The 26,153-nt window shown below is 67.7% G+C and carries 35 protein-coding genes, 2 tRNA genes and 1 riboswitch; of the genes, 19 read left to right on the top strand and 18 right to left on the bottom strand.

Annotated elements, in window-relative coordinates:
• The first annotated feature begins 6 nt into the window (after positions 1-6).
• From ABD678_RS08050 to ABD678_RS08035, 4 genes are all read left to right on the top strand, one after another.
• Positions 7-1,011 carry an aldo/keto reductase gene (locus ABD678_RS08050; RefSeq protein ID WP_344755504.1) on the top strand — a complete coding sequence of 335 codons (1,005 nt, stop codon included), beginning with the start codon at positions 7-9 and terminating at the stop codon, positions 1,009-1,011.
• 3 nt (positions 1,012-1,014) lie between these two features.
• Positions 1,015-1,965 carry an EamA family transporter gene (locus ABD678_RS08045; protein ID WP_344755502.1) on the top strand — a complete coding sequence of 317 codons (951 nt, stop codon included), beginning with the start codon at positions 1,015-1,017 and terminating at the stop codon, positions 1,963-1,965.
• Positions 1,966-2,085: 120 nt separating this feature from the next.
• Positions 2,086-2,361, top strand: a complete 276-nt coding sequence (locus ABD678_RS08040; protein WP_344755500.1) for a hypothetical protein — start codon at positions 2,086-2,088, stop codon at positions 2,359-2,361.
• Between the two features lie 97 nt (positions 2,362-2,458).
• Entirely contained in the window at positions 2,459-3,091 is a 633-nt protein-coding gene (locus ABD678_RS08035) for a hypothetical protein (RefSeq protein ID WP_344755498.1), read from the top strand.
• Here ABD678_RS08035 and ABD678_RS08030 read toward each other — a convergent pair.
• Positions 3,088-4,164 carry an NAD(P)H-dependent flavin oxidoreductase gene (locus tag ABD678_RS08030; RefSeq protein ID WP_344755496.1) on the bottom strand — a complete coding sequence of 359 codons (1,077 nt, stop codon included), beginning with the start codon at positions 4,162-4,164 and terminating at the stop codon, positions 3,088-3,090. The genes ABD678_RS08035 and ABD678_RS08030 overlap by 4 nt on opposite strands.
• Before the next feature lie 43 nt (positions 4,165-4,207).
• Here ABD678_RS08030 and ABD678_RS08025 point away from each other — a divergent pair.
• Positions 4,208-4,280 (top strand) — tRNA-Arg (locus tag ABD678_RS08025).
• Positions 4,281-4,308: 28 nt separating this feature from the next.
• Here ABD678_RS08025 and ABD678_RS08020 read toward each other — a convergent pair.
• Positions 4,309-4,584 carry an oligoribonuclease gene (locus ABD678_RS08020; RefSeq protein ID WP_344755494.1) on the bottom strand — a complete coding sequence of 92 codons (276 nt, stop codon included), beginning with the start codon at positions 4,582-4,584 and terminating at the stop codon, positions 4,309-4,311.
• Between the two features lie 99 nt (positions 4,585-4,683).
• On the opposite strand from ABD678_RS08020, the gene ABD678_RS08015 reads away from it, so the two are divergent.
• The 8 genes from ABD678_RS08015 to ABD678_RS07980 all read left to right on the top strand — a co-directional run bounded on the left by ABD678_RS08015 (position 4,684) and on the right by ABD678_RS07980 (position 9,089).
• Positions 4,684-5,118, top strand: a complete 435-nt coding sequence (locus ABD678_RS08015) for a MarR family winged helix-turn-helix transcriptional regulator (protein ID WP_344755492.1) — start codon at positions 4,684-4,686, stop codon at positions 5,116-5,118.
• Positions 5,118-6,353: an MFS transporter gene (locus tag ABD678_RS08010; protein WP_344755490.1), complete on the top strand. Its 1,236-nt coding sequence runs from the start codon at positions 5,118-5,120 to the stop codon at positions 6,351-6,353. Before ABD678_RS08015 ends, ABD678_RS08010 begins: the two co-directional genes overlap by 1 nt.
• A gap of 34 nt (positions 6,354-6,387) precedes the next feature.
• Entirely contained in the window at positions 6,388-7,008 is a 621-nt protein-coding gene (gene orn, locus ABD678_RS08005; protein WP_344755488.1) for an oligoribonuclease, read from the top strand.
• Between the two features lie 42 nt (positions 7,009-7,050).
• Positions 7,051-7,126, top strand: a tRNA-His gene (locus ABD678_RS08000).
• 143 nt (positions 7,127-7,269) lie between these two features.
• Positions 7,270-7,554 (top strand): ATP-dependent Clp protease adapter ClpS, encoded by a 285-nt coding sequence (clpS, locus tag ABD678_RS07995; protein WP_344755486.1) that lies wholly within the window; start codon positions 7,270-7,272, stop codon positions 7,552-7,554.
• Positions 7,551-8,048 (top strand): DUF2017 domain-containing protein, encoded by a 498-nt coding sequence (locus ABD678_RS07990; RefSeq protein ID WP_344755484.1) that lies wholly within the window; start codon positions 7,551-7,553, stop codon positions 8,046-8,048. The genes clpS and ABD678_RS07990 overlap by 4 nt, the downstream gene beginning before the upstream one ends.
• A complete protein-coding gene (locus tag ABD678_RS07985) occupies positions 8,041-8,397 on the top strand; it encodes a metallopeptidase family protein (RefSeq protein ID WP_344755482.1) in 357 nt (118 codons plus the stop codon). Before ABD678_RS07990 ends, ABD678_RS07985 begins: the two co-directional genes overlap by 8 nt.
• Positions 8,398-8,465: 68 nt before the next feature.
• A complete protein-coding gene (locus tag ABD678_RS07980; RefSeq protein WP_344755480.1) occupies positions 8,466-9,089 on the top strand; it encodes a hypothetical protein in 624 nt (207 codons plus the stop codon).
• Positions 9,090-9,095: 6 nt separating this feature from the next.
• Here ABD678_RS07980 and ABD678_RS07975 read toward each other — a convergent pair whose 3' ends face one another.
• The 4 genes from ABD678_RS07975 to ABD678_RS07960 are packed head-to-tail and all read right to left on the bottom strand — an operon-like array spanning position 9,096 to position 12,493.
• Entirely contained in the window at positions 9,096-9,608 is a 513-nt protein-coding gene (locus tag ABD678_RS07975; RefSeq protein ID WP_344755478.1) for a nucleoside/nucleotide kinase family protein, read from the bottom strand.
• A complete protein-coding gene (locus ABD678_RS07970; RefSeq protein ID WP_344755476.1) occupies positions 9,598-10,377 on the bottom strand; it encodes an energy-coupling factor transporter transmembrane component T family protein in 780 nt (259 codons plus the stop codon). The genes ABD678_RS07975 and ABD678_RS07970 overlap by 11 nt, the downstream gene beginning before the upstream one ends.
• A gap of 59 nt (positions 10,378-10,436) precedes the next feature.
• Positions 10,437-11,879, bottom strand: a complete 1,443-nt coding sequence (locus tag ABD678_RS07965; RefSeq protein WP_344755474.1) for an ABC transporter ATP-binding protein — start codon at positions 11,877-11,879, stop codon at positions 10,437-10,439.
• Between the two features lie 2 nt (positions 11,880-11,881).
• A complete protein-coding gene (locus tag ABD678_RS07960) occupies positions 11,882-12,493 on the bottom strand; it encodes an ECF transporter S component (protein ID WP_344755472.1) in 612 nt (203 codons plus the stop codon).
• Positions 12,494-12,527: 34 nt separating this feature from the next.
• A riboswitch (TPP riboswitch) is annotated at positions 12,528-12,638 on the bottom strand.
• A 26-nt stretch (positions 12,639-12,664) separates the two neighbouring features.
• Here ABD678_RS07960 and ABD678_RS07955 point away from each other — a divergent pair.
• The gene (locus ABD678_RS07955; protein WP_344755470.1) at positions 12,665-13,597 is read left to right on the top strand and encodes an LLM class F420-dependent oxidoreductase; all 933 of its coding nucleotides are present in this window, start codon (positions 12,665-12,667) and stop codon (positions 13,595-13,597) included.
• A 16-nt stretch (positions 13,598-13,613) separates the two neighbouring features.
• Here the strand turns inward: ABD678_RS07955 and ABD678_RS07950 are convergent, their stop codons facing one another.
• Genes ABD678_RS07950 through ABD678_RS07935 form a run of 4 tightly spaced genes read right to left on the bottom strand, consistent with a single transcriptional unit; the run spans position 13,614 to position 16,969 of the window.
• A complete protein-coding gene (locus ABD678_RS07950; RefSeq protein ID WP_344755468.1) occupies positions 13,614-14,066 on the bottom strand; it encodes a nitroreductase family deazaflavin-dependent oxidoreductase in 453 nt (150 codons plus the stop codon).
• Positions 14,063-15,334, bottom strand: coding sequence for a DNA polymerase IV (gene dinB, locus ABD678_RS07945; protein ID WP_344755466.1), 1,272 nt, complete (start codon positions 15,332-15,334; stop codon positions 14,063-14,065). Before dinB ends, ABD678_RS07950 begins: the two co-directional genes overlap by 4 nt.
• Positions 15,335-15,366: 32 nt before the next feature.
• Positions 15,367-16,191, bottom strand: coding sequence for a glycosyltransferase family 2 protein (locus ABD678_RS07940; protein ID WP_344755464.1), 825 nt, complete (start codon positions 16,189-16,191; stop codon positions 15,367-15,369).
• A 40-nt stretch (positions 16,192-16,231) separates the two neighbouring features.
• On the bottom strand, positions 16,232-16,969 hold the full coding sequence (locus ABD678_RS07935; protein ID WP_344755462.1) for a M23 family metallopeptidase: 738 nt from the start codon (positions 16,967-16,969) through the stop codon (positions 16,232-16,234).
• A 286-nt stretch (positions 16,970-17,255) separates the two neighbouring features.
• Here ABD678_RS07935 and ABD678_RS07930 point away from each other — a divergent pair, with 286 nt between their 5' ends.
• Positions 17,256-17,720, top strand: a complete 465-nt coding sequence (locus ABD678_RS07930; protein WP_344755460.1) for a Dps family protein — start codon at positions 17,256-17,258, stop codon at positions 17,718-17,720.
• 20 nt (positions 17,721-17,740) lie between these two features.
• Here ABD678_RS07930 and ABD678_RS07925 read toward each other — a convergent pair whose 3' ends face one another.
• The 4 genes from ABD678_RS07925 to ABD678_RS07910 form a co-directional block, all read right to left on the bottom strand.
• Positions 17,741-18,223, bottom strand: coding sequence for a GNAT family N-acetyltransferase (locus tag ABD678_RS07925; protein WP_344755458.1), 483 nt, complete (start codon positions 18,221-18,223; stop codon positions 17,741-17,743).
• Positions 18,224-18,267: 44 nt separating this feature from the next.
• Positions 18,268-18,576: a hypothetical protein gene (locus ABD678_RS07920; RefSeq protein ID WP_344755456.1), complete on the bottom strand. Its 309-nt coding sequence runs from the start codon at positions 18,574-18,576 to the stop codon at positions 18,268-18,270.
• A gap of 131 nt (positions 18,577-18,707) precedes the next feature.
• Complete coding sequence (locus ABD678_RS07915; RefSeq protein WP_344755454.1) at positions 18,708-19,826, bottom strand: Rv2578c family radical SAM protein; 1,119 nt, start codon at positions 19,824-19,826, stop codon at positions 18,708-18,710.
• A gap of 38 nt (positions 19,827-19,864) precedes the next feature.
• Complete coding sequence (locus tag ABD678_RS07910; RefSeq protein WP_344755452.1) at positions 19,865-20,206, bottom strand: carboxymuconolactone decarboxylase family protein; 342 nt, start codon at positions 20,204-20,206, stop codon at positions 19,865-19,867.
• Positions 20,207-20,306: 100 nt separating this feature from the next.
• On the opposite strand from ABD678_RS07910, the gene ABD678_RS07905 reads away from it, so the two are divergent.
• Together ABD678_RS07905 and ABD678_RS07900 are read left to right on the top strand one after the other, a co-directional pair.
• The gene (locus ABD678_RS07905) at positions 20,307-20,645 is read left to right on the top strand and encodes an ArsR/SmtB family transcription factor (protein ID WP_344755450.1); all 339 of its coding nucleotides are present in this window, start codon (positions 20,307-20,309) and stop codon (positions 20,643-20,645) included.
• A complete protein-coding gene (locus ABD678_RS07900; RefSeq protein WP_344755448.1) occupies positions 20,642-21,163 on the top strand; it encodes an SRPBCC domain-containing protein in 522 nt (173 codons plus the stop codon). Before ABD678_RS07905 ends, ABD678_RS07900 begins: the two co-directional genes overlap by 4 nt.
• Positions 21,164-21,205: 42 nt before the next feature.
• Here ABD678_RS07900 and ABD678_RS07895 read toward each other — a convergent pair whose 3' ends face one another.
• Entirely contained in the window at positions 21,206-22,234 is a 1,029-nt protein-coding gene (locus ABD678_RS07895; protein ID WP_344755446.1) for an LLM class flavin-dependent oxidoreductase, read from the bottom strand.
• A gap of 107 nt (positions 22,235-22,341) precedes the next feature.
• Entirely contained in the window at positions 22,342-22,518 is a 177-nt protein-coding gene (locus tag ABD678_RS07890; RefSeq protein ID WP_344755444.1) for a PspC domain-containing protein, read from the bottom strand.
• Between the two features lie 92 nt (positions 22,519-22,610).
• Between ABD678_RS07890 and ABD678_RS07885 the strand changes: the two genes are divergently transcribed.
• The gene (locus tag ABD678_RS07885) at positions 22,611-23,105 is read left to right on the top strand and encodes an EXPERA domain-containing protein (protein ID WP_344755441.1); all 495 of its coding nucleotides are present in this window, start codon (positions 22,611-22,613) and stop codon (positions 23,103-23,105) included.
• A 513-nt stretch (positions 23,106-23,618) separates the two neighbouring features.
• On the opposite strand, the gene ABD678_RS07880 is transcribed toward ABD678_RS07885, so the two are convergent.
• Together ABD678_RS07880 and ABD678_RS07875 are read right to left on the bottom strand one after the other, a co-directional pair.
• Positions 23,619-24,092 (bottom strand): SRPBCC family protein, encoded by a 474-nt coding sequence (locus ABD678_RS07880; RefSeq protein ID WP_344755439.1) that lies wholly within the window; start codon positions 24,090-24,092, stop codon positions 23,619-23,621.
• Positions 24,089-24,433 (bottom strand): ArsR/SmtB family transcription factor, encoded by a 345-nt coding sequence (locus ABD678_RS07875; protein WP_344755437.1) that lies wholly within the window; start codon positions 24,431-24,433, stop codon positions 24,089-24,091. Before ABD678_RS07875 ends, ABD678_RS07880 begins: the two co-directional genes overlap by 4 nt.
• 186 nt (positions 24,434-24,619) lie before the next feature.
• On the opposite strand from ABD678_RS07875, the gene ABD678_RS07870 reads away from it, so the two are divergent.
• Positions 24,620-26,140: an MDR family MFS transporter gene (locus tag ABD678_RS07870; protein WP_344755435.1), complete on the top strand. Its 1,521-nt coding sequence runs from the start codon at positions 24,620-24,622 to the stop codon at positions 26,138-26,140.
• Positions 26,141-26,153 lie beyond the last annotated feature (13 nt).

Genomic DNA, 26,153 nt, shown 5'->3' with positions numbered 1-26,153 from the left:
AACCCCATGAGCTATGTGCCCGCATCCGATCGCTACCAACAGGCGCCCTATGTGCGCACCGGGCGAAGCGGACTCAAGCTCCCCCGGATCTCGCTCGGCCTGTGGAACAACTTCGGCACCGACCGTCCTCTCGACACCCAGCGTGCCATCCTGCGGAGGGCGTTCGACCTCGGCGTGACGCACTTCGACCTCGCCAACAACTACGGGCCTCCCGGCGGCGCAGCGGAGTCCAATTTCGGGCGGATCCTCGAACAGGACTTCCGCCCGTACCGCGACGAGCTCGTGATCTCGACGAAGGCCGGCTACGACATGTGGGACGGCCCCTACGGCGAATGGGGCTCGCGCAAATACCTGCTGTCTTCGCTCGATCAGAGCCTGGGGCGCATGGGGCTCGACTACGTCGACATCTTCTACTCGCATCGCCCCGACCCCGAGACTCCGGTCGAGGAGACGATGGGTGCACTGGCCACGGCCGTGCGGCAGGGCAAGGCGCTGTATGCCGGCATCTCGAACTACAACCCCGACCAGACGCGGGCTGCACATGCCGCGCTGAAGGCCGAGGGCGTCCCCCTGCTCATCCACCAGCCGCGGTACAACCTCTTCGACCGTACGCCGGAGAACGGCCTGCTCGACGTGCTCGACGAGCTCGGGGTCGGCTGCATCGTGTTCTCCCCCCTTGCCCAGGGCCTCGCGACGAACCGTTACCTGGACGGCATCCCGAGCGACTCACGTGCCGCCGAAGGCAGGTGGATGACCGAGAAGAACATCTCGGCGACCTACCTCGAGCGCGCGCGTGCGCTCGACGAGATCGCGCGCGGTCGTGGCCAGAGCCTCGCGCAACTCGCGCTCAGCTGGGTGCTTCGACGGCCGCAGGTGACCTCCGCGCTCATCGGGGCGAGCAGTGTCGCCCAGCTCGAGGACAACCTCGCTGCAGCATCCGCTCCCCCGCTCACGGATGCCGAGCTCGCCGCGATCGAACCGCTCGCCGTCCACGGCACGGGCCTTCGATAGCCCGTGGGATACGTCTACGCGCTGTGCGCAGCGCTGCTCTTCGGCATGAATGGAAGCGTCACCAAGGTCATCATCGGTGCTGGGCTCGACCCTGCCCAGTTGACCCTGTTCCGGGTCTCCGGAACCGCGCTCATCGCGGCCGTCGTACTGCTGTTCCTCAACCGCGGGGCGTTCCGGGTCACCTGGCGGCAGCTGGGGCTGCTCTCCATCCTCGGTGTCGTCGGCGTCGCCCTGCTGCAGTTCAACTACGCCGTGGCGATCAGCATCCTGCCGGTCGGGATCACCCTCCTCATCGAGTACACCGCCGTGCTCATGGTCGCGCTCGTCGCCTTCTTCTTCCTCCACGAGAGGGTGCGTGCGCGACTGTGGGTGGCGATCGGCTTCGTGCTCGCCGGTCTCGCGGTCGTCGCGCAGATCTGGGCGAGTGAACTCGTCCCCTTCGGCGTACTCATGGCCTTCGGCGCGGCCGGATCTCTCGCGCTCTACTTCCTGCTCGGAGAACGCGAGGTGGGAAAGACCTCCCCCATGGCGGTCGCCTTCTGGACCATGACCGCGAGCGCGATCTTCTGGGGGATCTTCAGCGGCTGGTGGACCATCGACCCCGCGATCTTCACCACCCCGGTGTCGATGAGCGGTACCCTCGCGCAACTCGAGCTCCCGCTCCTCATCCCCCTGCTCTGGAACGTGATCATGGGGTCGTTCCTGCCGTTCTTCCTCTCGCTGCTCGCCCTCAAGCACCTCACGGCGACGGCCGCAGGTGTCGTGGCCTCCGCCGAGGTCATCTTCGCGTTCGTCGTCGCCTGGTTGTGGCTCGGCGAGGGGTTGGATCCGGTGCAGATCGTGGGGGTCGTGGTCGTACTGGCCGGCATCATCCTCGCCCAGACGGCACGCCTCGACAAGGTCGTGGATGCCGACCTCGCCATCACCGCGGAGTCGACCGACTCGCTCGTCTGACCCGTCCTTCCGGTCGTGCGGGCGAGGCATCCGGATGTCGGTGGCCCCCCTTAGCGTGGAGTCGTCCCCAACAGTTCGGCCGGCTGAACACCAGAAGTTCGTACCCATGAGGAGCGCAACGTGACCACGTTCGACTTCGCCGGATCGACAGTACTCGACCGGCTTCCCATCGATCCCGTTCCGACCAGGCGCGGTATCAGCCTCGTGCAGTTGCACGACGAGTTGTGGCGCGTGACCCGCGTCGACGGCGAGGTTCTCGGCTACGTCGAGAGCTTCCTCGAGCCGCGCGGGCGGCGCTACCGCTCGAAGAGGCTCATCGCTCTGCAGAAGCGCTTCCTCCCGATCGGCGAGTTCTGGAGCTTCGACGACGCCGTGGACTGCCTGCGGTTCGGATGACGCCGCTGGGAACCGCCTGCCGGAGAATAGCCTGAGCGTTCCCGGGACGCGCGGAGGAATCAGGGCGCTCCCGAGGCACCCGGGGTAACCTGCCGCTATGCAGTGGTGGAATGACTTCATCGAATGGTTCTATTCGGACGCCGGATCGCACGTCGTCTCGACGGCGATCGTTCCCGGGGTCGCGATTCTCGTCGCTGGCATCGTCGCCGCACTCATCGGACGAGGATCGACCAAGCGCATCGTGAGCATGCACGACCGGGACGAGCGGGCATCCGCCGTGACGGCGATGATCGGGGCGGCCCGCCGCGCAGCCAACTGGAATTCGCTCTCCGCGCCCGAGCAGCAGCAGGCCGATCACATCGCGCTCGAATGCGACGTACGGCTGCGACTCCTCCCACTGGCCGGTTCGAACCTTGCCGCTGACTGGGCGACCCATCAGCTCACCGAGCTCAAGAAGGAGGCGGTATCGTTCAGCTTCCAGGCCGCGCAGTCGCTCAAGGAGTTCAAGGACCGGCTCATCGACTGGCAGGAGCATCCCGGGCGGGCGAAGAAGCTGTTCAAGAACGACCTCGACTCCTGGGCCTACGAGGAGTCCCTGGGCGACCAGGATCTCGCCGCCCAGCAGAGGGCGTGGGAGGCGCAGCAGGCGGCCACAATGCAGGAGCCCGATGCCCCCGCGCCGGCCGCTGCTCCCCCGGCAACCCGCCCGACGACGGATGGAGATTCCTAGGGTAGGCGTTTCCCGGCGTCGTCGGCCAGTGCACGGATGAGGTCCGTCGCGTCATGGTGGCGCAGCAACCTCGCGGACTGGCCTGCCCACAGGGAGATCAGGTCGGTGCGACCCTGCTCCACCGCCGCGGCTTTGAGCTTGCCGAGCAACCAGCCCTGAAGCGGGAACGGTGCAATGGGCAGTTCGCCGGCATCCGCCGCTCGACTCAGGCTGTTGGGAATGCCGCGCGCCAGTCTCCCGCTGAAGGCGCGGGTCAACGCGGTGGTCTCCGCCTCGGTGCTCCACAGCTTCGCCCGGTGAGGCGCGCTGGCTGCGGACTCGTCGGTGGCGAGGAACGCGGTCCCGAGCTGTGCGGCATCCGCCCCCAGGGTCAGCGCCGCGGCCACTCCTCGACCGTCGGCGATGCCTCCGGCCGCCACGACCGGCGCGCCGACGGCATCCGCGACCTGAGGGATGAGCGCGAGGTTGCCGATGAGCGACTCCTCGGCGGGCCGGAGGAACGAGACGCGGTGCCCGCCCGCCTCGAGCCCTGAGGCGACGATGACGTCGACGCCGGACTGCTCGAGGAAGACGGCCTCGGCAACGGTCGACGCCGTGCCCATCGTCGTGATGCCAAGACTGCGGGCGCGATCGAGGATGCCGGGGGCTGGCGCACCGAACACGAAACTGAGCGCGGCGGGCCTGGCCTCCAGCACAGCCTCGACCTGCTCCTCGTGGCTCGGCATGAGGCGCTCGGGTCGCACCGGGAGCGGCACGCCGAGCTCCTCGAACCAGCCCGTAAGTGGTGCGAGGTGGCGCGCGAACTCCTCCTCGTCGGGCCGGTAGTCGTCACCGCCGTCGTGCGGGATCCAGATGTTGAGCGCGAACGGCCGGTCGGTGCGTTCGCGGATGTCCCTGGCGACGTCGAGGATGCGCTCGCCCGAAAGTCCGTAAGCCCCATACGATCCGAGCCCGCCGGCCCGGCTCACGATTGCCACGAGCCCAGTCGAGGACGCCCCGCCCATCGGACCGAGCACGATCGGTAGTTCGATGCCCAGCATCCGGGTGAATGCGGTGTCGGTCCATGTGCCCATGACTCACTCTCCCATGAAGAGCGCCGTAGTATCCTCGACTGGCGCCCCGATAGCTCAATGGATAGAGCAACGGCCTTCTAATCCGTAGGTTGCAGGTTCGAGTCCTGCTCGGGGCACCGGAGTTGTGAGGCCTGGTTCGACGGCCTACTGCCCGCCGCGATCCTCCGGGTCCTCCACCGGCTCGCTGTCGGCCTTGTCGTACGTGTAGGTGACGTGGTACTGGCCGCCGAGTTCCCGCCAGCTCGCCATGTTGTAGTCGATCATGGTCTCTTTGCCGTCGACCGCCGTGAGCACCGTGATCTCGTCGTCCCACGTGCCATCCGTGCTGATCCGCTTCCCGGTCTGGCCGTCGTTCGGTCCGCCGGAATAGATCACGATGTACTCGTCGCCGCGCTTGATCACGGGAGTGTCGTTGCTCATGCTCTCTTATTACCACGTCGGGCCGACCTGCGCACCAGCAATTACTCTCACTATCGATCCACATCATCCGGTTATATAGCTTGGTTATATACTTGCCCGGTGAACAGCAGCGCCCCACTCCTGGCCGACCTCATCGTCGCGGCCCACCGCCTCACCCGCATCGCCGCCCGGAGCACAGGGAACACGACGCCCTCCGCCGTGTGGAACACCCTCTCGATCCTCTCGACCGACGGCCCGCTGCGGATCGGAGAGCTCGCCTCCGCCGCGCGGGTGACCCAGCCATCCATGACGAAGGTCGTGCACCAGCTGGTCGACGAGGGGCTCGTCGAGCGGGTCGCGGATGCCGACGACTCGCGAGCATGGCTCGTCACCGTGACGGCGGCCGGCCTGCGAGCGCTTGACGACTGGCGGAACGCCCTGACGGCGGCCCTCGAACCGATGTTCTCGGGTCTCACCGCCGCAGACCTCGCCGCACTCGCGCGGGCCGTCGACATCCTCACAGCCAGGACCGCGACCGGACGGGCAGCCGCCTGATGCCGCACGTCAGGACCGAAACCGAGAGCATCCTCCGTCAGCCGAAGCAGGTATGGGCGGTCGGATTCGCCTGCGTCATCGCGTTCATGGGCATCGGCCTCGTGGACCCCATCCTCCCGGCGATCGCCGCCGACCTCGAGGCGACGCCGACCGAGACCGAGCTGCTGTTCACGAGCTACCTGCTCATCACCGGACTCGCCATGCTGTTCACGAGCTGGGTCTCCAGCCGCATCGGCGCAAAGCGCACCCTCCTGATCGGGCTCGGGCTCATCGTCGCGTTCTCCCTCGCCGCGGCGCTGAGCGGTGACGTCGAGGCCGTCATCGGATTCCGCGCCGGATGGGGTCTCGGCAATGCGCTCTTCATCTCCACCGCCCTCGCGACGATCGTCGGCGCGGCGAGCGGCGGCACCGCATCCGCCATCATCCTCTACGAGGCCGCACTCGGACTCGGCATCGCGATCGGTCCACTGCTCGGAGGCCTGCTCGGCACGATCAGCTGGCGCGGCCCGTTCTTCGGTACCGCCGTGCTCATGGCGATCGGATTCATCGCCATCGTCGTACTGCTCGGCAAAGAGGATGCCGTCGAGCGCATCCCGGTGAAGCTCTCAGCACCCTTCCGGGCGATGCTGAACCCCGCGATCGGCACGCTCGCACTCGCCGCCGTGTTCTACAACATCGGGTTCTTCGTGCTCCTGGCCTACACGCCCTTCCCGCTCGGGATGAACGCGATCGGCCTCGGCCTGGTCTTCTTCGGCTGGGGCGTCTCGGTCGCCGTGACCTCGGTGTGGGTGGCACCACTCCTCACCGCCGCACTCCGCCGGACCACGGTCCTCGCGGTCGTGCTGCCACTGCTCGCGCTCGACCTGCTCGCCGCCGGGTTCTTCATCGCCTCGCAGCTCGGCCTGGTCATCGCGGTCATCGTCGGCGGGTTGCTGCTCGGCATCCTCAACACGGTGTTCACGGAGTCGGTCATGGAGGCCACCGACCTGCCGCGCAGCGTCGCCTCCTCCGCCTACTCGGCGGTCCGGTTCCTCGGCGGAGCGGTCGCCCCGCCCATCGCGACTGAGCTAGCCGTGCTCTTCCTCCCCTCAACCCCCTACTTCTTCGCGGCCGGTTCGATCCTGCTCGCGACGGTCGTCGTCATCGCGGGCCGCAGGTTCCTCCGTCGCGTCGACTCGGGTCCCGCGCCGCTCGCCCTCGAGGCAGAGGCCATCGGCATCGGCGACGCCGCCTGACCGGCGCGTCGGCGCCCGGCGATAGACTGCAGCAATGGCAAACGGCAACGATCGACTCGTCTGGATCGACTGCGAGATGACGGGTCTCGATGTCAGCACCGACCAACTCGTCGAGGTCGCCGTCGTCATCACCGACTTCGACCTTGCCATCCTCGACCCCGGCTTCGACATCGTCATCAAGCCAGATCAGTCCGCGCTGGACAACATGGGCGAGTTCGTGCGCGACATGCACGCGAACTCAGGACTGCTCGAGGCGATCCCCGACGGCGTGAGCCTCGACGAGGCGCAGGATGCCGTGCTCGACTACATCCGTCGCTTCGTGCCGGTCGCACAGCAGGCCCCGCTCGCGGGTAACACGATCGGAACCGACCGAGCCTTCCTCGCCCGCTACATGCCGCGCGTCGACGCCCACCTGCACTATCGCAACGTCGACGTCTCCTCGATCAAGGAACTCGTGCGACGCTGGCTGCCGCGCGTCTACTTCAACGCGCCGGTGAAGGACGGCGGACACCGCGCCCTGGCCGACATCCTCGAATCGATCCGTGAGCTCGAGTACTATCGCCGCACAGCGATCGTCCCCGACCCCGGGCCGACGACCGACGAGGTTCAGGTGGTTTCCGCATCCGTGGTGGAGAACTTCGCGGCACGACTGTAATAAGATGGTGAGTCGTTGCCGGAGCTTGTCTCCCGGTACATGGTGGTCGTAGCTCAGTTGGTAGAGCGCTGGCTTGTGGTGCCGGATGCCGCGGGTTCGAGTCCCGTCGATCACCCCAATTTCACTCACTCACGCGACGAACGTGCCTCGTTCGGACGAATGTGCCCGCCGAGGCGCAAACACTCGTCCGAACGAGGCACATTCGCGATCCTCGAGCCCTCCCGGGCGGAACCGGCGGTCCGTCGACCCTAGGCTGGGAGCATGGCGGACACCATCGAGCAGACGCGCGTGCGCGAGCGCAGCGCCCTCGATGTGCCCTGGGTCACGATCGTGCTCAACGACCCGGTGAATCTCATGTCGTACGTCTCGTACGTCTTCCGCAGTTACTTCGGCTATACGCCCGCCGAGGCCGAGCGTCTCATGCTGCAGGTGCACCTCACGGGGCGCGCCGTCGTCGCGACGGGGCCTCGCGAAGAGATGGAGCGTCACGTCGAGGCGATGCACGACTACGGGCTCTGGGCGACGCTCGGTAAGGCGGATGCGTGAAGCCCTTCGAGCGCGCGGACGACGGCGCGGTGACCGCCGGAATCGAGCGGGACGAGGCGCTCCTGCTGCAGAACCTCGCTTCGCAGCTCACCGCGCTCCTGCGCGAGGGGGACGGTATGGACCCCGCAGTCGTGCGCCTCATCCCCGACGCCTACCCGGATGATCCGGCCGCCTCGGCCGAGTTCCGCCGGTTCACCGCGGGTGGCCTCATCGAGCGCAAGCTCGCGAACGCCGACACGCTCATCCTGACGCTCTCCGACAGCATCGAAACGGGTGTGCTGCGACTCGACCCGCAGCAGGCCGGCGCCTGGCTGCGCAGCCTCACCGACATCCGGCTCACCCTCGCGAGCCGCCTCGGCATCGAATCGGACGATCAAGCACCGAGTGAGGATGCGATCCTGCAGAACCTCTACGACTGGCTCGGGTTCCTTCAGAACTCCCTCGTGGAGGCCGTGGATGCCACTGCTCCGGATGCGGCGGCGGCCGATGGCTGACCTCGACCTCGATGCGGAAGCCTTCGAGCAACTCGTCGTCGACGAGCTCGATTTGCTGCCGGACGACATGGTCGACGGCCTCGACAACGTGGTGTTCGTCGTCGAGGATCGGCCGGAGGACGGCTCGCTCGACCTGCTCGGCCTGTATGACGGTGTGAACCTCACCGACCGCGGGCAGTACGGCTTCGGGGAACTGCCCGACCGCATCATCCTCTACCGCGAGCCGCTGCTCGACGTGAGCGCCGACCTCGGCGAGCTCAGGGACCAGATCCACGTGACCCTCGTGCACGAGATCGCCCACTTCTACGGGATCGACGACGCGCAACTCCACGAACTCGGCTGGGGCTGATGTCAACCCGAACTGCACCCCGATTCGTCGCACAGGTAGGAGCACCTGCTCCGGAACGGGGACACACCATGACCGCACGACGCTCCACAACCCTTCTCGTCGCACCGATCCTGGCGCTGTTCGCCCTCGCCGGATGTGCAACGACCGCTCCAGGCGAGTCGGAGGGCTCCGAACCGGGAGCCGACGCACCGGCAGCCGACTCCCCGGCATCCGACACCGGCTGCCTCATCGACAAGACCTGGCAGCTGGATGTCGAGGACATGGCCGCGCAACTCCTCACCCAGATGCAGGACACCGGAATGCCCGTCGTCGCGGTGAGCGGATTCGGCACCCAGGAGCTTCAACTCGCCGAGGAGGGGCTCGCAACCAACTCGGTCGACGTCACCTTCGAGCTGACCGTCGCGCCCGCCGACGCTCCGACCTCGATCACCCAGCTCCGCCAGTTCGGTTCCGCTTACGGCGACTGGGCCTGGGACGCCGCAAGCGACCGGGTCGAGTTCAGCAACTGGGAAACCGACGTGCAGCTCGAGCTGACGATCGAGATCGAGGGCGTCGTGACGAATCTGCCGGCCACGGACCTGCCGCTGACCGACTCGAGCGGGGCGGACATGTCCGTAACATGTGCGGGCGAACGCCTCGAGACGCGGCCCGAGGGCAGCCCGTTCGTCCAGCGCTGGAACGTCGGAGACTGATCGGCCTCAGGAGATCTCGTTCCCGTCGACCACGGTGTCGGCGAGCTCACGCGGGTTCTCGCGGGCGATGAACGCCTCCTCCTGGGCCGCCCAGTCGTCCCAGCGGTCCGCCCAGGAGTCGCCGTCCCGCGCGCGCACCCTGGCTCGGCGGGTCGGCTCGTCGAGCTCGACCCACACCGCCCAGGCTGCGAGAGCACGGTTCGCACGACTCAGCGCGCCGCATCCTTCGACCAGTACGGGCCGCGCCGGGTCGAGAACGTGCCATTCGGCCGGGGCGCCATCCGCCCAGTCCCAGCGTTGCCAGCGCCGGACGGATGCGGCGATCACGTAGTCGTGCACGTGCCGGCTGCCTGCCTCCAGCCCGTCCCAGCCCGGGTAGAGGTCGTCCATGCGTACGAGCTGCAACTCGGGCTTCTGGGCGACCATGGCGCGCGCGAGCTCGGTCTTTCCGGAGCCGCTGCGACCGTCGACGAGCACGATGTCGGGGCGCCGAGGGGTCGGCGCAGGTTCAGCCGACAATGAAGTTCCAGTGGCCGGTGAGCACTGCGGCGGCGATCGCGATCATGCCCACCATCAAACCAGCAATCAGCACCGCCCACTCGCGCCATCCGAACCGCGAATCGCGCGCCCAGGTGCGCTGGGTCGGTCCACCGAACCCGCGCGCCTCCATCGCGGTCGCAAGCTTGCTCCCCCGTCGGATGGCGAGCACGAGCAGAGCGAACACCTGTCCCGGGATCCGGCGCATGCGCCCGGTATCGCCGACGCCGCGAGCCCGCCGGGCGAGTTCGAGATACTTCCAGTCGTCGAGGAAGAGCCCGACGAGCCGCAGCGCCGCAAGCGCCCCGACCACGAAGCGGGCAGGCAGGTGCCACACCTGGGCGAGGCCGTCCGCGAGGTCGGTCGGATCCACCGTGATGAAGAGCACGACAGCGGGCAGCCCGATCGCGAGCACACGCACGGCGGTCGCGGTCGCGAGGTCGATCGAGCCGTCGCTGATCCGGATGGCGAACCACTCCCAGTAGACGTTTCCCGCCGCCTGGCCGTAGAGCAGGATCGTGAGCCCGGTGAAAGGTGCGGCGATCCACACGGGGAGCGTGCGCAGCCAGAACTCGCGCGGCCGCACCCCGAGGAAGGGGATCGCCATGAGCTCGAGCACGAGCGCCGTGCTCGCCGAGACCCAATCGATCGTGAGCACGAGGCAGGCTGCGAGCAGGAGTGCGGCGCCGAGCTTCGACACCGGGTTCACACGGTCGAACGGATGCGTCGCGCTCTTCTCCGGTCGCGCCACTTTCTCCGGTCGCGCCACTTTCTCCGGTCGCGCCTGCCGAGACCCCTCATCCCCGACGCTCACAATCTCACCTCGCCATCCGCGAGCGCCTCGACGAACAACCGGTCATGGCTCGAGGCGACGATCGCCCCGCCATCGTCGACGAGTTCGGCGAGGATCGCGACCTGCTCCGCCCAGGTCCGGGAATCCTGTCCGAAGGTCGGCTCGTCGAGCACGAGGATGCGCGGGCGCGTCGCGAGCACGGTGGCCACGCTCAATCGGCGCTTCTCGCCGCCGGACAGGGTGAAGGGGTTGGCGGCGGCGAGCATGTCGAGGCGCAGGCGTTGCAGCAGTTCATCGACGCGCGCGGCAATCTCGGCGGCCGGGAGCTTCAGAGCACGCGGCCCGACCGCGAGCTCGTCGCGCACGGTCGCCGTGAGGAACTGGTGCTCCGGCTCCTGGAACACCGTACCGATGCGGGTGAGCAGTTCGCGCGATTTCCAGCGGATGGGGTGCACGCCCGCAGCACCGCGCAGTTCCCCGGTCGCTTCGACCTCCCCCGCGATCGGCGGCAGGAGCCCGGCGAAGGTGAAGCCCAGTGTGGTCTTGCCGGAACCGTTCGGCCCGGTGATCGCGGTCGCGGTACCGGCCGCCACCGTCAGCTCGATGCCCTCCCGGATGGCCGTGTCGCGTCCGACCGACAGCTCGCGTGCGGCAAGAAGCCCGGCCCCCGGTGCGCGACGACGGGCCGGAAGCGGAGGGGGGAAGCCCGGCACCCAGACCCCCGCCTCGGCGAGCGAGCGTCCCTGCGCCCGGAGCACGGCATCCGGTGCGCCGTCGGCAAGCAGTCCGCCCTCCGGCGAGAGCACGACCACGCGATCGACGAGGGGAAGCCACACGTCGACCCGGTGCTCCACGACGACCAGGGTGGCGCCCGTCCGTTCGAGCACTCGCTCCACGGCGGACCGTACCTCGATCACCCCGGCCGGGTCGAGATTCGCCGTCGGCTCGTCGAGCAGCAGCAGACCGGGGCGCATCGCCAGCACACCGGCGAGCGCGAGCCGCTGCTTCTGACCGCCGGAGAGCGCTGCGGTCGAGCGGTCGAGCGCTACATCGAGGCCGACGGCATCCAGCGCCTCGCGCACCCGCCGCCAGGTCTCCTCGCGCGGGACACCGAGGTTCTCGCACCCGAAAGCGACATCGTCGCCGACCTTCGCGAGGATGACCTGGCTGTCCGGGTCCTGCAGCACGAGCCCGGCACGACCGCGCGTCCGGGTCGGCGCTGCTCCGTCGACGAGGAGCCCACCGGACGACTCGCCCTCCTCGTCTCCGCCGAGCACGCCCGCGAGCGCCTGCAACAGGGTCGACTTGCCCGCGCCGGATGCCCCGAGCAGCAACACGCGCTCCCCCGGCTCGATCGTGAGATCGAGGTCGCGCACCGCCCAGCGTTCACGGGAAGCGTGCCGCCAGCCCCATCCGCTGGCGCTCACGCGCGCGGGTGAGGCCGGCGAACCCTCGGTCATCGTCAGACGCGTGCGGTCGTCTCGCGGCCGGAGGCGAATCGGTCCAGCGCGCCCGTCTTCGCAAGCCCGCGCACCGCAAGCCAGGAGAGGAAGCCTGCGATGACGGCACCGGAGACGATCCCGGAGATCGTGTACACCGTCATGAACAGGGTGGCCGCGCCCGGGTACCAGATGAGAAGGTCGGTGACCGCCATCGCCAGGCCTGCCACGGCTCCGGCGAGGATCGCGACCCAGACCCGCCAGTTCGCGTAGAGGAAGACGAGGAACACGAGCTCGGCGCCGAGCCCCTGGGTCAGTCCGCTCACGAGGGTCGTCGGCCCCCACTGGTTTCCGACGAGCGCGGAGACAGCGGCGGCAACCAGCTCACCGTAGAGCGCAGCACCTGGCTTGCGGATCACGAGCCCGGTGAGCACGCCGGCGAACAGCCAGAAGCCGCCACCGAGGGCCTGCAGACCCGGCAGAAGGAGCTTGAGCGGGTCGGTAAGCGGCCCGGATGCGACGTTCCAGACGAGGAAGATCGCGCCGCTGGCGACGCCGATCACGCTGGCCACGACGATGTCGACGACGCGCCACTTGAGATTGCGGGTCGGGGTGGATGTTGTTGTCTTGGTCACTTTTCGTGCCCTTTCACTCGAGGAAATGGCACGGGATGTTGAGAATGGTCCTCCCTGCGCTGGCATGATCCAGATCAGGTTCGACGGTCGAAGCTTCGATCAGCTTCCTCTCAGCCCGGCTCACCGGACTCCCGTGTTCGCCTCTGAGTATAGCCATGGCAGGCTGGGGACATGGACTTTCGCATCTTCACCGAGCCGCAACAGGGCGCCAGCTACGAGGATCTGCTCGCCGTCGCCCAGGCGAGCGAACGTCTCGGATTCGACGCCTTCTTCCGCAGCGACCACTACCTCCGGATGGGCGAGGGCGACGGCCTCCCCGGCCCTTCGGATGCCTGGACGAGCCTCGCCGGCCTCGCGCGCGAGACCGATCGCATCCGGCTCGGCACGCTCGTCTCGAGCGTCACCTACCGCCACCCCGGCATTCTCGCGATCCAGGTCGCCCAGGTGGATGCCATGTCGGGCGGGCGGGCCGAGCTCGGCCTCGGCGCCGGCTGGTTCGAGAAGGAGCACCGGGCGTATGGCATCCCGTTCCCCGACAAGAGGTTCGGCATGCTCGAGGAGCAGCTCGAGATCGTGACCGGCTTCTGGTCGACCCCGGTCGGCGAGCGCTACCACTTCGCCGGCGAGCACTACACGCTCGTCGACTCCCCCGCCCTGCCGAAGCCCGTGCAGTCGCCCATGCCGGTCATCGTGGGCGGTGGCGGCGCGAAGAAGACGCCGGCGCTCGCCGCCCGCTTCGCGACCGAATACAACACCGGGTTCGCCTCGTTCTCGGAGATGGCGCCCCGGATGGCCCGCGTTCGTGCGGCGTGCGAGGATCTCGGTCGCGATCCCTCGACCCTCATCATGTCCACGGCGGGCACGGTCGCCGGCGGCACCACGACAGCGGATGCCGAGAGGCGTGCGACCGCGATCGGTCGCGACCTCGACCGGATGCGGGACGGCAGTTTCGTCGGGACGGCATCCGAGATCGTCGACCAGGTCGGCGCGCTCGCCGAGGCGGGGTTCACGCGCTTCTACTTCCAGGTCCTGGACCTGCACGACCTCGACCACCTCGATTTCCTCGCCCGCGAGGTCGTGCCGCAGTTCAACCGCAACGCCTGAATCGGCCGCCTGAACCTCAGCCGAGCGGGTCGAGGACGACGACCGGGATGTCGCGGTCGGTCTTCTCCTGGTATTCGAGGTAGGAAGGCCAGATCTCGGCCATGAGCGCCCAGAGCTCTGGCTTCTCCTCCACCGTCGCCGTCCTCGCGATCGCGGCGAACTTGCGCTCATGCACCTGCACGCGAACTTCGGGGTTCTCCCGCAGATTGACGTACCAGGCCGGATGCTGCGGATGCCCGCCCTTCGACGCGACGAGGATCACGCGACCATCGTGCTCGCCGTAAAGCAGCACCGTGCGGCGCCACACCCCCGACTTCGCCCCCTTCGTCGTCAGCAGCATGAGCGGCCGACCACGAAGGGTCGGCCAGGAAGTCCCGTCGGACTTGTCATACTCCTTGAGTTGCTTCGCGACCCAGTCGGTCGTGTTGTCGAGGGGGTTTTCGGGGCTCGATCCAGGTTCGGTGGTCATATGTCAACGCTACCCGCGTCCGGCAGATGCGGTCGTCGCTTGGACGGACCCACCTCCCTGGCCGGTCGCAGGAGCGACGCCGGCCGCACCGCATCCCGCCCGAACCGCTCCCCCACACCATCGATCGCACGCTCGGCGTCCCGCCAGTCCTCGTCGTCGTCCCAGAGCCCCTGTGGGGCGCCTCCGCTCACGGCGAGTTGCTCCATCCGCACCCCGATGAGCCGTACCGGCGGATGCGCGCCGAGCGCGTCGTAGAGCGACCGGACCTCCTCCGCGATCCGGCGACCGACATCCGTGGGCTCGGCGAGCGTCCTCGACCGCGTGATGGTCGTGAAGTCCGAGTAGCGCAGCTTGAGTACGACGGTGCGACCCTCGACGCCGGATGCGCGCAGCCGCCTCGCCACCTGGTCGGCCTGGCGCAGCAGTTCCCGACGCAGCACGCCCGGCTCCGACACGTCGACCTCGAAGGTCACCTCGTGACCGACGCTCTTATCGACCGTGTCCGGTGTCACCCGCCGTGGGTCGATGCCGTTTGCGAGCGCGTGGAGCTTCGCCGCACCAGCCTCCCCGACGATGCGGCGCAGCACCGCGACCGGGGTCTCGGCGATGTCGCCGATCGTGTGAAGGCCACGCCCCAGCAGCGACTTCTCGGTCACGGCGCCGACGCCCCACAGCGCGCTCACCGGCAGAGGGTGCAGGAACCCGAGGGTCTCCGCTCTCGGGATCACGAGCAGGCCGTCCGGCTTCGCGAGGCCGGACGCGAGCTTGGCGACGAACTTGGTGGCGGCAGCGCCGACCGAGCAGGCGAGCCCGGTCTCGTCGCGCACCCGCTGCCGGATGAGGGCAGCCACCTCGGCGGGCGAGCCGATCACGCCGCGGGCGCCAGCGACATCCAGGAACGCCTCGTCGATGCCGAGTCGTTCGACGATGGGGGTCATGTCGTCGAAGATCGCCATGACCTGCCGTGAGTAGTGGCGGTACTTCTCGAAATGCGGTTCGAGCACGACCGCACTCGGGCACAACTGCAGGGCCCGGGCGAGCGGGATGGCCGAGCGCACGCCGAACCTGCGCGCCGGATAGTTCGCCGCCGTCACGACCGAACGTGCAGAGTCGTGGGCGACGACGACCGGCTTGTCGGCGAGTTCCGGCCGGTCGAGGAGTTCGACCGAGGCGAAGAACGCGTCGAGGTCGACGTGCAGGATCGTGGCCGTCGAACTGTCGACGGAGGCAGCACTCACCTGCCGCGTACTGCCATCCTGCCTGCCCACCCACTCAGGCTAACCGGGCGGGGCGACAACCGTCAGGCTGCCCGCGCGAGACGCCGCTGACGGATGACGCGGATCGTCTTGCCGAGCGGGTAGATCGCGAAGAACACCCACATCGGCGCACGCAGCACCGGGTTCATGAGCCCGTGTCGGGCGTAGGTGCGCTCGAAGCGCCGGACGTAGTAGGCGTAATCGCGCGGCGAGTCCTCGAGGCGCCGGGCGGACATCCCGCTGACCATGGTCGGCACGTACGCGACGGTCAGGTCGTTCTGGGCCAGGTGCACGGAGAGGTCGATGTCCTCGTGCAATTCGTCGCCCTCGTCACGGCAGGTCTGGTCGCGGATGGCGAGCCAGGCGGTGCGCCGGATGGCCATGTTGCTGCCGAACAGGAAGTGGTAGTCGCGGCTGAGCTTCAGAATGAAGCGGCGCACCTGGTCATCCGCCTTGAGCCCGAACCGTCGCAACGGCATGTCGTAGTAGAGCACCGGCCCGGTCGCCGCGGCAACACCCTCGTCCGCGAAGGCCTTCTGCACCTCTTCGACCCAGTTCGGCTCGATGACCGAGTCGGCGTCGATCCGGCCGATCACGTTGCCCTGGGCGCGGTCGAGGCCGAAGTTGCGCGTGGGGACGAGCCCCTGCTCCTCGTTCTGCTGGAAGTACAGCACCGGGCTGTCCGGATGCTCCCGTTGGATCGCTGCGACGATCCCGGCCGTGCCGTCGGTCGACTTGTTGTCGACGACGATGATCTCGCTCGCCGGCGAGGTCTGGAAGATGGCCGCAGTCACGCAGGCGCGAATCGACGCCTCCTCGTTGTAGGCGGGGATGACGATCGAGACGGTGGGAAGCGGGGTGGGAGGCATCAGTCATCAATGTAGCGCCTCGGAGGGCGCTGCAGGATGCCTAGCCGAGGCGGGCGAGCATCCAGGTGTAGGGATTGACCGCGTCGGTCCCGCCCACCCGGATCTCGAAGTGCAGGTGCGGGCCGGTGCTCGCACCAGTGCTGCCGACGAGGCCGATGATCTGGCCGACCTTGACGCTATCGCCGACCTTGAGCGACATGGTGCCGTACTGCATGTGCCCGTAGATGCTCACGATCTTCTGGCCGTCGATCACGTGCTCGATGGACACATGCACGCCGAGTTCCGTGTAGAAGGGGTTGCTGGTCTCGACGACGACACCGGCGGCGATGGCGTGAACCTGGACGCCGTAGCCCGGATCGAAGTCGACTCCCTGGTGATAGCTGGAACACCCGGCACACGGCGAGGTGCGTGGACCGAATCCGCTCGAGATCGTGAGACTGTCGACCGGCCAGCGAAGTGGTGGTGGCGCGACGACCGTGTAGGAGTCGCGCACGACGACGAGGTCCGGACCGGCCGCGACAACCGTCACGACCTGGGGTTCCGGCACCTGCCCCTGCATCTGCGACTCGGCGACGGATTGCGCGTAGGCCGGCACCGCGACGCCCGCTGTGACCATGACACCGAGCGCGGCGAGGGAGGCGAGGAAGTTCCGGCGCACAACCCGCACGGCCTTCACCTGGCTGAGGTTGCGGACGGACCGGCCGTTGAGGCCAGGAAGGTTCGGCTTCCTGACTGCCTTCGGAGCGCGCGCGGGTAGCCGCGATGTCTTCTCGTGCACGTGGTTGTTCTTCCAGATCGTTGCTCCGCAGGGCGACTCGCCGGTCGCAGCAGAACACTCGGACAAACGCGCATCAATGCGCTCGGTTGGGGCGGCCGATTCTGCGGGCCTCACGGCAATGGCACTGCTCACCTGCGGAATTCTCACACCGGCGAGCGCGCACTGTTCCCGCGCCGTCATCAATTGTGGAGGGCCAACCTCCGCGTTTCCTGTGGAGGAGGGGAGGTACGCGTGGCTGGGCGGAGGTAATGGTCGATCTCAAGCTTGCGCGCGTATGGTGTCGAGCATGAAAGCAAGCAAAACTCTCTCTGCCGATCTGCAGGCGGTTCTCGTCGACCTCATCGAACTGGGCATCCAGGGCAAGCAGGCCCACTGGAACGTCGTCGGGTCGAATTTCCGCGACCTGCACCTGCAGCTCGATGAGATCATCGCCGTCGCACGCGAGCTCTCGGATGTCGTGGCCGAGCGGATGCGTGCCCTCGAGGCGCTCCCGGACGGCCGTTCCGAGACGGTGACGAAGACGACGACGCTCGCGAAGTTCCCCGCAGACCAGGTCGACACGAAAGAGGTCGTGAGCCTCGTGACCGAACGCCTCCATGCCGTCGCAGGCACGGCCAGGAGGGTGCACGACCCGGTCGACGAGGAGGATCCGACGACCGCAGACATCCTGCACGTCATCATCGAGAAGCTCGAGCAGTTCGCCTGGATGGTGAGCGCGGAGACGCAGAAGCCGCGCAGGCGCGCCGCCTGATCCGACTCAGTCCCCCACGATCAGCTGAGGGGTCGCGCGAGCAGTGCGACGGTGGCGTAGTCGGTCTGCTGTCTGCCCACCTCCCGGAACCCCATGCGGTCGTGGAAGGCGAGCGAGCCGGGGTTCGGCGGGTCCAGGTTGACCTCGCAGGTGACCTCGACACGACTGTTGGCGACCGCAAGTTCGACGACGCGCTCGTAAAGCGCCTGGCCGACCCGCATACCCCGTGCGCTCTCCGCCACGACGATGCGGTCGACGTAGAGGTGGTCGGTGCCTCGTTCCTCGAAGTAGCGGTAATTCGGGCTCGCGTAGTCGGACCCCGTCGCGAACGCGATCACGAAGCCGATCACCTCATCCTCATCGACCGCGGCGAACCCGGCGCTGCTCGCCGCAAGGACCGCACCGAGCCCCTCCTCGGTCATGACAGGGACTGCGGGCGTCGCCGCGTTGTTGAGGTCGGTGATCGCCGGAAGATCGGACGGGGTGAGCTCGCGCAGTCGCATCCGTCCAGTCTCGCGCACCGCCGACCGCAACGCCCAGCAGGCCCCTAGGTCTCGGGCGGATCGAGCAGCGTGTACGGCGTCGCACGGGATACGAGCAGCAGGTCGATGCCGCCGCTGTGCAGGAGCGGGACGAGTTGCTCCTCCCCGCTTTCGATGACGTCGCGCGCGTGCTTGAGGAAGATCCGGGCCATCTCCGGCGTGCAGTAGAAGATACGACCGCCGTACTGGATCCGCTCCCGAACGATCGTCACGGTGACGGGCGGGGTCGTGAGCAGCCCGGTGACGGGCACAGCGGAGGGAGTGGTGGCGTCCTGCTCGGGCCGCGCTCCCTGGTCCAGTGACTGCAGTGCCATCGATCTCATCTCCCAACGTGGTGCGCTGTGCCGGGTAGTCCCGATGCTACGCCGGAGGGCAGGCGGCGGCCGGAGTTCCCATGAACTTCACGGCCTCCCGCCGTTTGCGGCCGGCGCAGCACGACGTTCGGTCAGAACAGGGTCGGCGACGACATCCGTGCCGCCATCGCCGGAGGCAGCTCCTCGGCGATGAGTGAGCCCACACCGGGCGAGCCGGCACCGGGCGGGCGCTCCCCTTCGGCGTTGCGCAGCCGGCCGAGCGTGCTCGAGCGCACGCCGCCCGTCGCCGGATCTTCCCGGCCTCGCTCGAGCCCGTACCGCCGAATGAGCGGCTTGATGCGTGCGGCCAGCCATTTGCGATAGCCGGAGGGCGCGTAGGCCTTGTCCCCATACAACTGCTGGTAGCGCCCGACGAGCTCCGGGTGCTCCCGCTCCAGCCAGAGCATGAACCACTCCTTCACGAACGGCCGCAGGTGAAGCGCGGTGTAAAGGACCGAGCCGGCCCCGGCATCCTTCGCCTGCCGCAGCGCGAGCTCGAGGTGCTCGCGCGAGTCGGTGAGGTACGGGAGGATCGGCATGAGGAAGACCGAGCAGTTCAGCCCGGCCTCGCGCACCGCGGTCACAGTAGCGAGCCGCGCCTTCGCGCTCGGGGTTCCCGGCTCGATCGACTGCTGCAGTTCCTCGTCGTAGACGGCGATCGACATCGCGAGGTCGACCGGCACGTGCTCGCTCGCCTCCTTGAGCAGCGGCAGGTCGCGCCGGAGGAGCGTGCCCTTGGTGAGGATCGACAGCGGGGTACCGGAGCCGGCGAGCGCCGCGATGATCCCCGGCATGAGCCGGTAGCGGCCCTCGGCGCGCTGGTAGGGGTCGGTGTTGGTCCCGAGCGCGACCGGATGCCGCCCCCACGTCGGCCTCGACACTTCTTTCGCGAGCACCTCGGCCACGTTCACCTTGACGATGATCTGCGTGTCGAAATCCCTGCCCGCGTCGAGGTCGAGGTACCGGTGGGTCGGACGGGCGAAGCAGTACACGCACCGGTGCAGGCAGCCGCGCATGGGGTTGATGGTCCAGCCGAACGGCATCGCGCTCTGGCCGGGCACGTGGTTGAGCGCGCTCTTGGCGAGCACCTCGTAGAAGGTCACCCCGTCGAACTCGGGGGTCTGCACCGTGCGGACGAGGTTGTTCAGGCGCGCGAGGCCGGGCAGGGCATCCGCTGCTTCCGCGTTGATCTCCTGGCCGCTCCACCGCATCCTGTCATTCGAACATTAATTCGAGTGACGCGCAAGGGTCAGTGGGTGTGTTCGTGCTCCGACAGCTCGCCGAGCGAGATCGCGGAGTGGGCGAACGCACCGCCCGCCCTCATCTCGGCGGCGACCCAGATCGCCTCCATGATCTCCTGTGGGCTCGCGCCCTTCCGCTCGGCGATCTTCGTGTGCCCCTTGATGCAGTACGGGCACTGCGTGACGTGCGCGACGGCAACCGCGATGAGCTGCTTCGTCTTCTCGTCCAGGGCGCCCTCGGCGAAGACGGCCTTGCTGAACTGGTCCCAGGCCGCGTAGGTCTCGGGCACGAGTTCTCGGCGCATCTTCGCCAGCTCGGGGGTCATCGGATGGTAGACGGAGTCGCTCATCGAAAAATTCCTTTCCTCGTATTTCACATTACGCGTGGATGGCGAACCATGCTGTCGCTCTCGGCTTGTTCTTATAACTCACGTGTTATATGATTCGGATGTGCACGCACTCGACATCCTCGGAGACCCGGTTCGCCGGCGTCTCGTCGAGCTCCTCGCGGCGGGCGACCAGTCCGCGGGCGAGGTGTCGCGTGTGGTCGAGCGTGAGTTCGGCATCAGCCAGCCCGCTGTCGCGCGACACCTGCGGGTGCTGCGGGAGGCCGGGTTCGTCGCGTCCCGCCCCGAAGGCGCCCGCCGCATCTATCGGCTCGAGCCCCTCGTCATCGACCAACTGCAGGACCAGGTCGACCGCTACCGCAGCCTGTGGAACCAGCGCCTCGACGCCCTCGAAACGGAGATCGCCCGCGGCAAGCGGGCACGAAAGGAGAACACACCATGACCATGATGTTCGGCGAGATCACCAAGTCCGGCACGGCGTTCAACCTTGAATTCGAGCGCATCCTCGCAACCGACGTCGATGACCTCTGGAATGCGGTGACCGACCGCGACCGCCTCGCCCGGTGGATGGCGCCCTACACCGGCGACCTCGTGCTCGGCGGGGCCTGGCAGGCGCTCGGGGACGACGGAAGCGTGTGGTGCAGCGGAACGGTCACCGAATGCGAGCCGCCGCACCGCTTCGTGACGAGCTGGCACGCGATCGAGGAGTCGCCCACCGTGCTCACGGTGACGGTGGACGCGGTTCCGGATGGGGCACGACTCCGCCTGCACCACGAAGGCGTGCAGTCGATCTACTACGGCCCAGGATGGCAGACCTACCTCGAGCAGCTGGACGACCTGCTCGGCGCGGCCCCGGCATCCGTCGCCGACCCGACCCGCGCGGCCGGCATCGGCTGGGACGAGCGCTACGAGGCGCTACGACCGGTGTGGGAGGAGCGCTTCGGTGCCCTGCGCGATTAACTCGTGCCCGGATGCCTCGCGAACCCGAACCGCGACGACCCGTCAGTCGGCGAGCAGCTCGCGAACGCGGGGGGCGACCTCTTCGCCGTAGAGGCGGATGCTCGTCATGAGCTGTTCGTGCGGCATCGTCCCGTTCGAGTACTTGAGGTCGAAGCGGGTGAGCCCGAGACCCCGCGCCGTCTTCGCGATCTTCGCCGCGACCGTCTCCGGCGAGCCGACGAAGAGCGCGCCATCCCGTGCCTCGCGCTCATACTCGGCGCGGGTGACCGGCGGCCAGCCGCGCTCGGCGCCGATGCGGTCGCGGTTCGCCTTGAAGTGCGGGTAGAGCTCCTCGACGGCCTGCTCGTCGGTGGCCGCGAGGTGGCCGGGCGAGTGGGCGGCGATCGGCAGCGGCTCGCGCCCGAACTGGGCGAGCGCCTTGTGGTAGAGCTCGGCGTAGGGGGCGAACCGCAGCGGGTCTCCCCCGATGATGGCGAGTACGAGCGGCAGGCCATACTTTGCGGCGCGCACGACCGATTCGGGGCTCCCGCCCACCCCGATCCAGGTCTTGAGCGCGCCGTTCTCGATGGGCGGATAGACGTTCTGGTCGGTGAGTCCGGCCCGCAACTGCCCGGACCAGGTCACCGGCTCGCCCTTGATGATCTCGGCGAAGAGGTCGAGCTTCTCCTCGAAGAGCTGCTGGTAGTCGGCGAGGTCGAACCCGAAGAGCGGGAAGGACTCGGTGAACGAGCCGCGTCCGAGGATCACCTCTGCGCGGCCGTTCGAGACGGCATCTACCGTGGAGAAGCGCTCGAAGACGCGCACCGGATCGTCGGAGCTCAGCACCGTCACGGCCGATCCCAGGTGGATGCGGCTGGTTCGGCTCGCAATGGCCGCGAGCACGACCTCGGGTGCCGAGACGGCGAAGTCGTCCCGGTGGTGCTCGCCGACCCCGAAGAAGTCGAGCCCGAGCTCATCGGCCAGTACCGCCTGGTCGACGAGGTTCCGGATGGATGCGGCGTGCGACAGGCGCTCGCCTTCGGCATCCGTCGTCACATCTCCGAAGGTGTCGAGGCCGAGTTCGAGTTCCATGCTTGCTCCCTGGGAGATCGCGATACGTATGCGTTTGAATCCATCGATCCAACCTGCGCGGTCACGCAATCATTCCCGGGGGTGAGCGCTCACCCGGCCGGGCGCGCTCACTCGGAAGGGATGAGCACCCAGAGCACGATGTAGATGACGAACTGCGGGCCGGGCAGCAGGCAGCTGAGCACGGTGAGCACGCGGACGGTGGTGGGGTTCCACCCGAAACGGTTGGCGACGGCGGAGCACACGCCCGCGATGACGCGGTTGGAACGGGGACGACTGAGGTTCATGACATCCAGCCTGACAGGCGCCGCCGACGCGCGCTATCGGGGTATCCCCCGATTCCACCCTGACAGGCCCGGCATCCGCTAGCCTCGCGTGCATGCAGAACCTGCCACTGCGCGAGCGGAAGATCGACGTCTTCTTCCTCGTGATCTTCTCGCTCTTCATCGTCACCTCGCTCATCAGCGACCTGCTGCCGACGCTTGGCGTCGACTTCAGCCAGCCATCCGACAACTTCTTCGTGAACTCGAACTACTGGTACGCGCACGACGCCGACCCGCTGTTCCTGCACCCGCCGGTATGGATGCGCTTCGTGACCGGGCTCTCGGCGTTCGTCTACCCGGTGTTCTACGTGCTGCTCGTCATCTCGATCGTCAGGGGCTGGAACTGGATCCAGCTCCCGAGCGTCATCTACGCGACCGCGATCGCGGTCATCACCGGCGTGGTCGTCTTCGGCGTCGAGTTCTTCGGCGAGCCGGAGTTCCAGACCCAGAACCCGCTCAAGTTCCTGGCCTTCAACCTGCCCTACGTGCTCATCCCGATCCTGCTGCTCATCCGGATGCGAAAGCCCCTGCCGTTCGCGCGGCGGTTCTGAGTATCCACCGAGCACCGCCCGCGACGCCCGGACTCCGGATCTCGACACTCCTGATAGCCGGCGCCCCGCGAATTGCGGCAATTTCGAGGTGGAACCGCTCGGCAACCCCGAACTTGCCGCAGTTCGTGAGCACGCGAAGGCCACGGAGCCTGCGCGAGGCTCGGCGGCAGCTGGGCATCCGAGCGAATCCACGCGCGTGAAGGCGTGGGCCAGAAGAGTCCGGATGCGGAACCCAGCACGGTGGCGTAAGGTCGGGTCTAATCGAAGCCGATCGTGCTTCCGAGGGAGGGAGTGCCTTATGGCAGACAAATCGCCCAAGAAGAGCAGCAACAAGACTGCGGCAGCCAAGTCTCTGAAGGAGAAGCGCGCCGACAAGAAGGCGAAGGCATCCAGCAAGAGCAATAGCGCGTAGCTACCACTACGCAGCCGCGACTTGTCTCGCGCATTCGGGAGCCGGGCCCATGGGCCCGGCTCCTTTCTTGTGCTCCCGGGCTACCGCACCCCGAAGCAGACTCACGAGGATGCGAGCAGGGCGTCGAGCCGGTTGTAGCCCTCCGACATCCCCCGCTCCATGCCGCTCTCGATCATTCCATCGCGCGCTTCCTGGCTCGGGTAGACGGCGTGGCCGACGAGCCGGCTGCGGCCGTTGCCCAGATCCTCGAAGCGGAGCGACTCGATGCTCACGACATCCGGGAATCCCTCGAACTCGAAGGTCTGGATGACGAACTCGTTGTCGCGGACGACGTGGAAGACGCCGTTGAAGGTGTAGCGGTTGTCGCCGTCGATGTGGGTGAAGCGGTATCCGCCTCCGGTGCGGAAGTCGTACCGCTCCATCTCCACCTCGTAGCCGTCGGGCCCGGACCACTGCGCCGCGAGCGCCGGGTCGCGGTGGGCTTCGAACAGCGCCGCCACGGGTGCGTCGAACTCACGCACGAAGTCGGTGAACGGGACGCCGGGTTCGGCGGTGATGGTGAGTGCGTTGGTCATTTCTTCTTCTCCTTGATGGTTTTCAACACTGTGTCGAGTCGGCGGTACTGCCGCTCGGCCATGAGGCGATAAGTGTCGATCCAGCCGGTGAGTGCTTCGAGTGCGGCCGGGTCGAGGTGACAGGGGCGGCGCTGGCCGTCCCGCGTGCGGGTGATGAGCCCGGCGCCCTCGAGCACCTGGATGTGCTTCGACACGGCCTGTTTGGTGATCTCGAAGGGCGCGGCGAGGTCGTTGACCGTCGCCGGCCCCCGTGACAGGCGCGCGACGATGGCCCTGCGCACCGGGTCGGCCAGCGCCATGAAAGCCCGGTCGAGTGCGGCATCCGCCTCGTTGTTCGACATATGATCAACCTATAGCTTTATCAACTGTTTAGTTGATTATTTGACTTTACGCCGGGCTATCGCCGGTGTCAATCCCCCGAAAGTCGTCTACATTGGACCGGGCGCGAATCAATGTCGGTGGAATAACCGAGACTCATCCTGCGCTTCATACAGAACGCATCCCATCCCCCTGACCTGAAGGTCTCCATGACCGAGCCTGCAATTCCAACCCTCGACGGGGTTCCGGCGACCGATTCCGCAGCGGCCGAATCCGCGACGACCAGCGCGCGCAACCGCCTTGTCATCGGGCTCATGCTCGTGTCGGCGTTCGTCGTCATCCTCAATGAGACGCTCATGGGCGTCGCCCTCCCCGTGCTCATGCGCGAGCTTCGGGTCGACGCCAACGCGGCGCAGTGGCTCAGCACGGCTTTCATGCTCACGATGGCCGTCGTCATCCCCATCACCGGATGGCTCATCCAGCGGTTCAACACTCGACCGGTCTTCATCGCAGCGATGACGCTCTTCACCTTCGGCACCCTCATCGCGGCGATCGCCCCGGGCTTCGCGGTGCTCCTCCTCGCCCGCGTCGTGCAGGCGAGCGGCACGGCCATCATGATGCCGCTGCTCTTCACGACCGTCATGACGCTGGTCCCGCCGGCCGCGCGCGGGCGCACGATGGGGAACATCTCGATCGTCATCTCCGTCGCCCCGGCACTCGGGCCCACGATCTCCGGGCTCATCCTGAGCGTTCTCGACTGGCGGTGGATGTTCATCCTCGTCCTGCCGATCGCCATTGCAGCGCTCGCACTCGGGTTCGCGCGCATCCGGAACGTGACGACGCCGAAGCCGACCCACTTCGACGTCTTCTCGGTCATCGTGTCGGCGTTCGGGTTCGGCGGCATCGTCTACGGCCTGAGCAACCTCGGGGCCGTGGCCTCAGGAGACAACCCGCTCAACGGTTGGCTGCCGCTCGGCGTCGGAGTCATCGCCCTCGCGATCTTCATCCTGCGCCAGCTGCAGCTTCAGCGGCGGGATGACGCCCTGCTCGACCTGAGGACGTTCCGATCCGGGCAGTTCACCTTCGCCATCACGATGATCCTCGTCAGCATGCTCGCACTCTTCGGCACCATCATCCTGCTACCGATCTACCTGCAGAACGTGCTCGGCCTCGATACCCTCGGCACCGGGCTGCTTCTGCTGCCCGGCGGCCTGCTCATGGGGTTGCTCGCGCCCATCGTGGGGCGGATCTACGACCGGATCGGACCCACCGCGCTCGTGGTCACCGGCTCGACCCTGGTGAGTGTGGTCTTCTGGGGAATGGCGATGTTCACCGAGAACACGCCCTTCTGGTGGGTGCTCGCCGCCCACATAGTCCTCTCCCTGGCCCTCGCGCTCATGTTCACACCGCTCTTCACATCGGGGCTCGGCGCTCTCACGCCCGATCTGTACTCTCACGGGAGCGCGATCGTCGGCACGGTGCAGCAGGTCGCCGGTGCCGCCGGAACGGCGCTCTTCGTGACGATCATGACCGCACAGGCTGCGACGCTCACCGCTCGCGGCGCGACAGAGGTCACGGCGACGGCGGGCGGCATCCAACTGGCTTTCCTCGCCGGGGCGATCATCTCGTTGTTCGCGATCCCGCTCGCCGCCTTCATCCGCCGCCCTGCCGACACAGTCGCCGGAGTACCGGCGGACACTGAGCCGGAGGCGAGCGCCGACCGGCACTGACGGGGATCGCCCT

Origin of the sequence: Leifsonella bigeumensis (assembly GCF_039537265.1) — a bacterium.
Lineage (GTDB): Bacteria > Actinomycetota > Actinomycetes > Actinomycetales > Microbacteriaceae > Terrimesophilobacter > Terrimesophilobacter bigeumensis.
The sequence above is the reverse complement of the archived record's forward strand: the minus strand, read 5'-3'. Positions and strand labels throughout refer to the sequence as shown.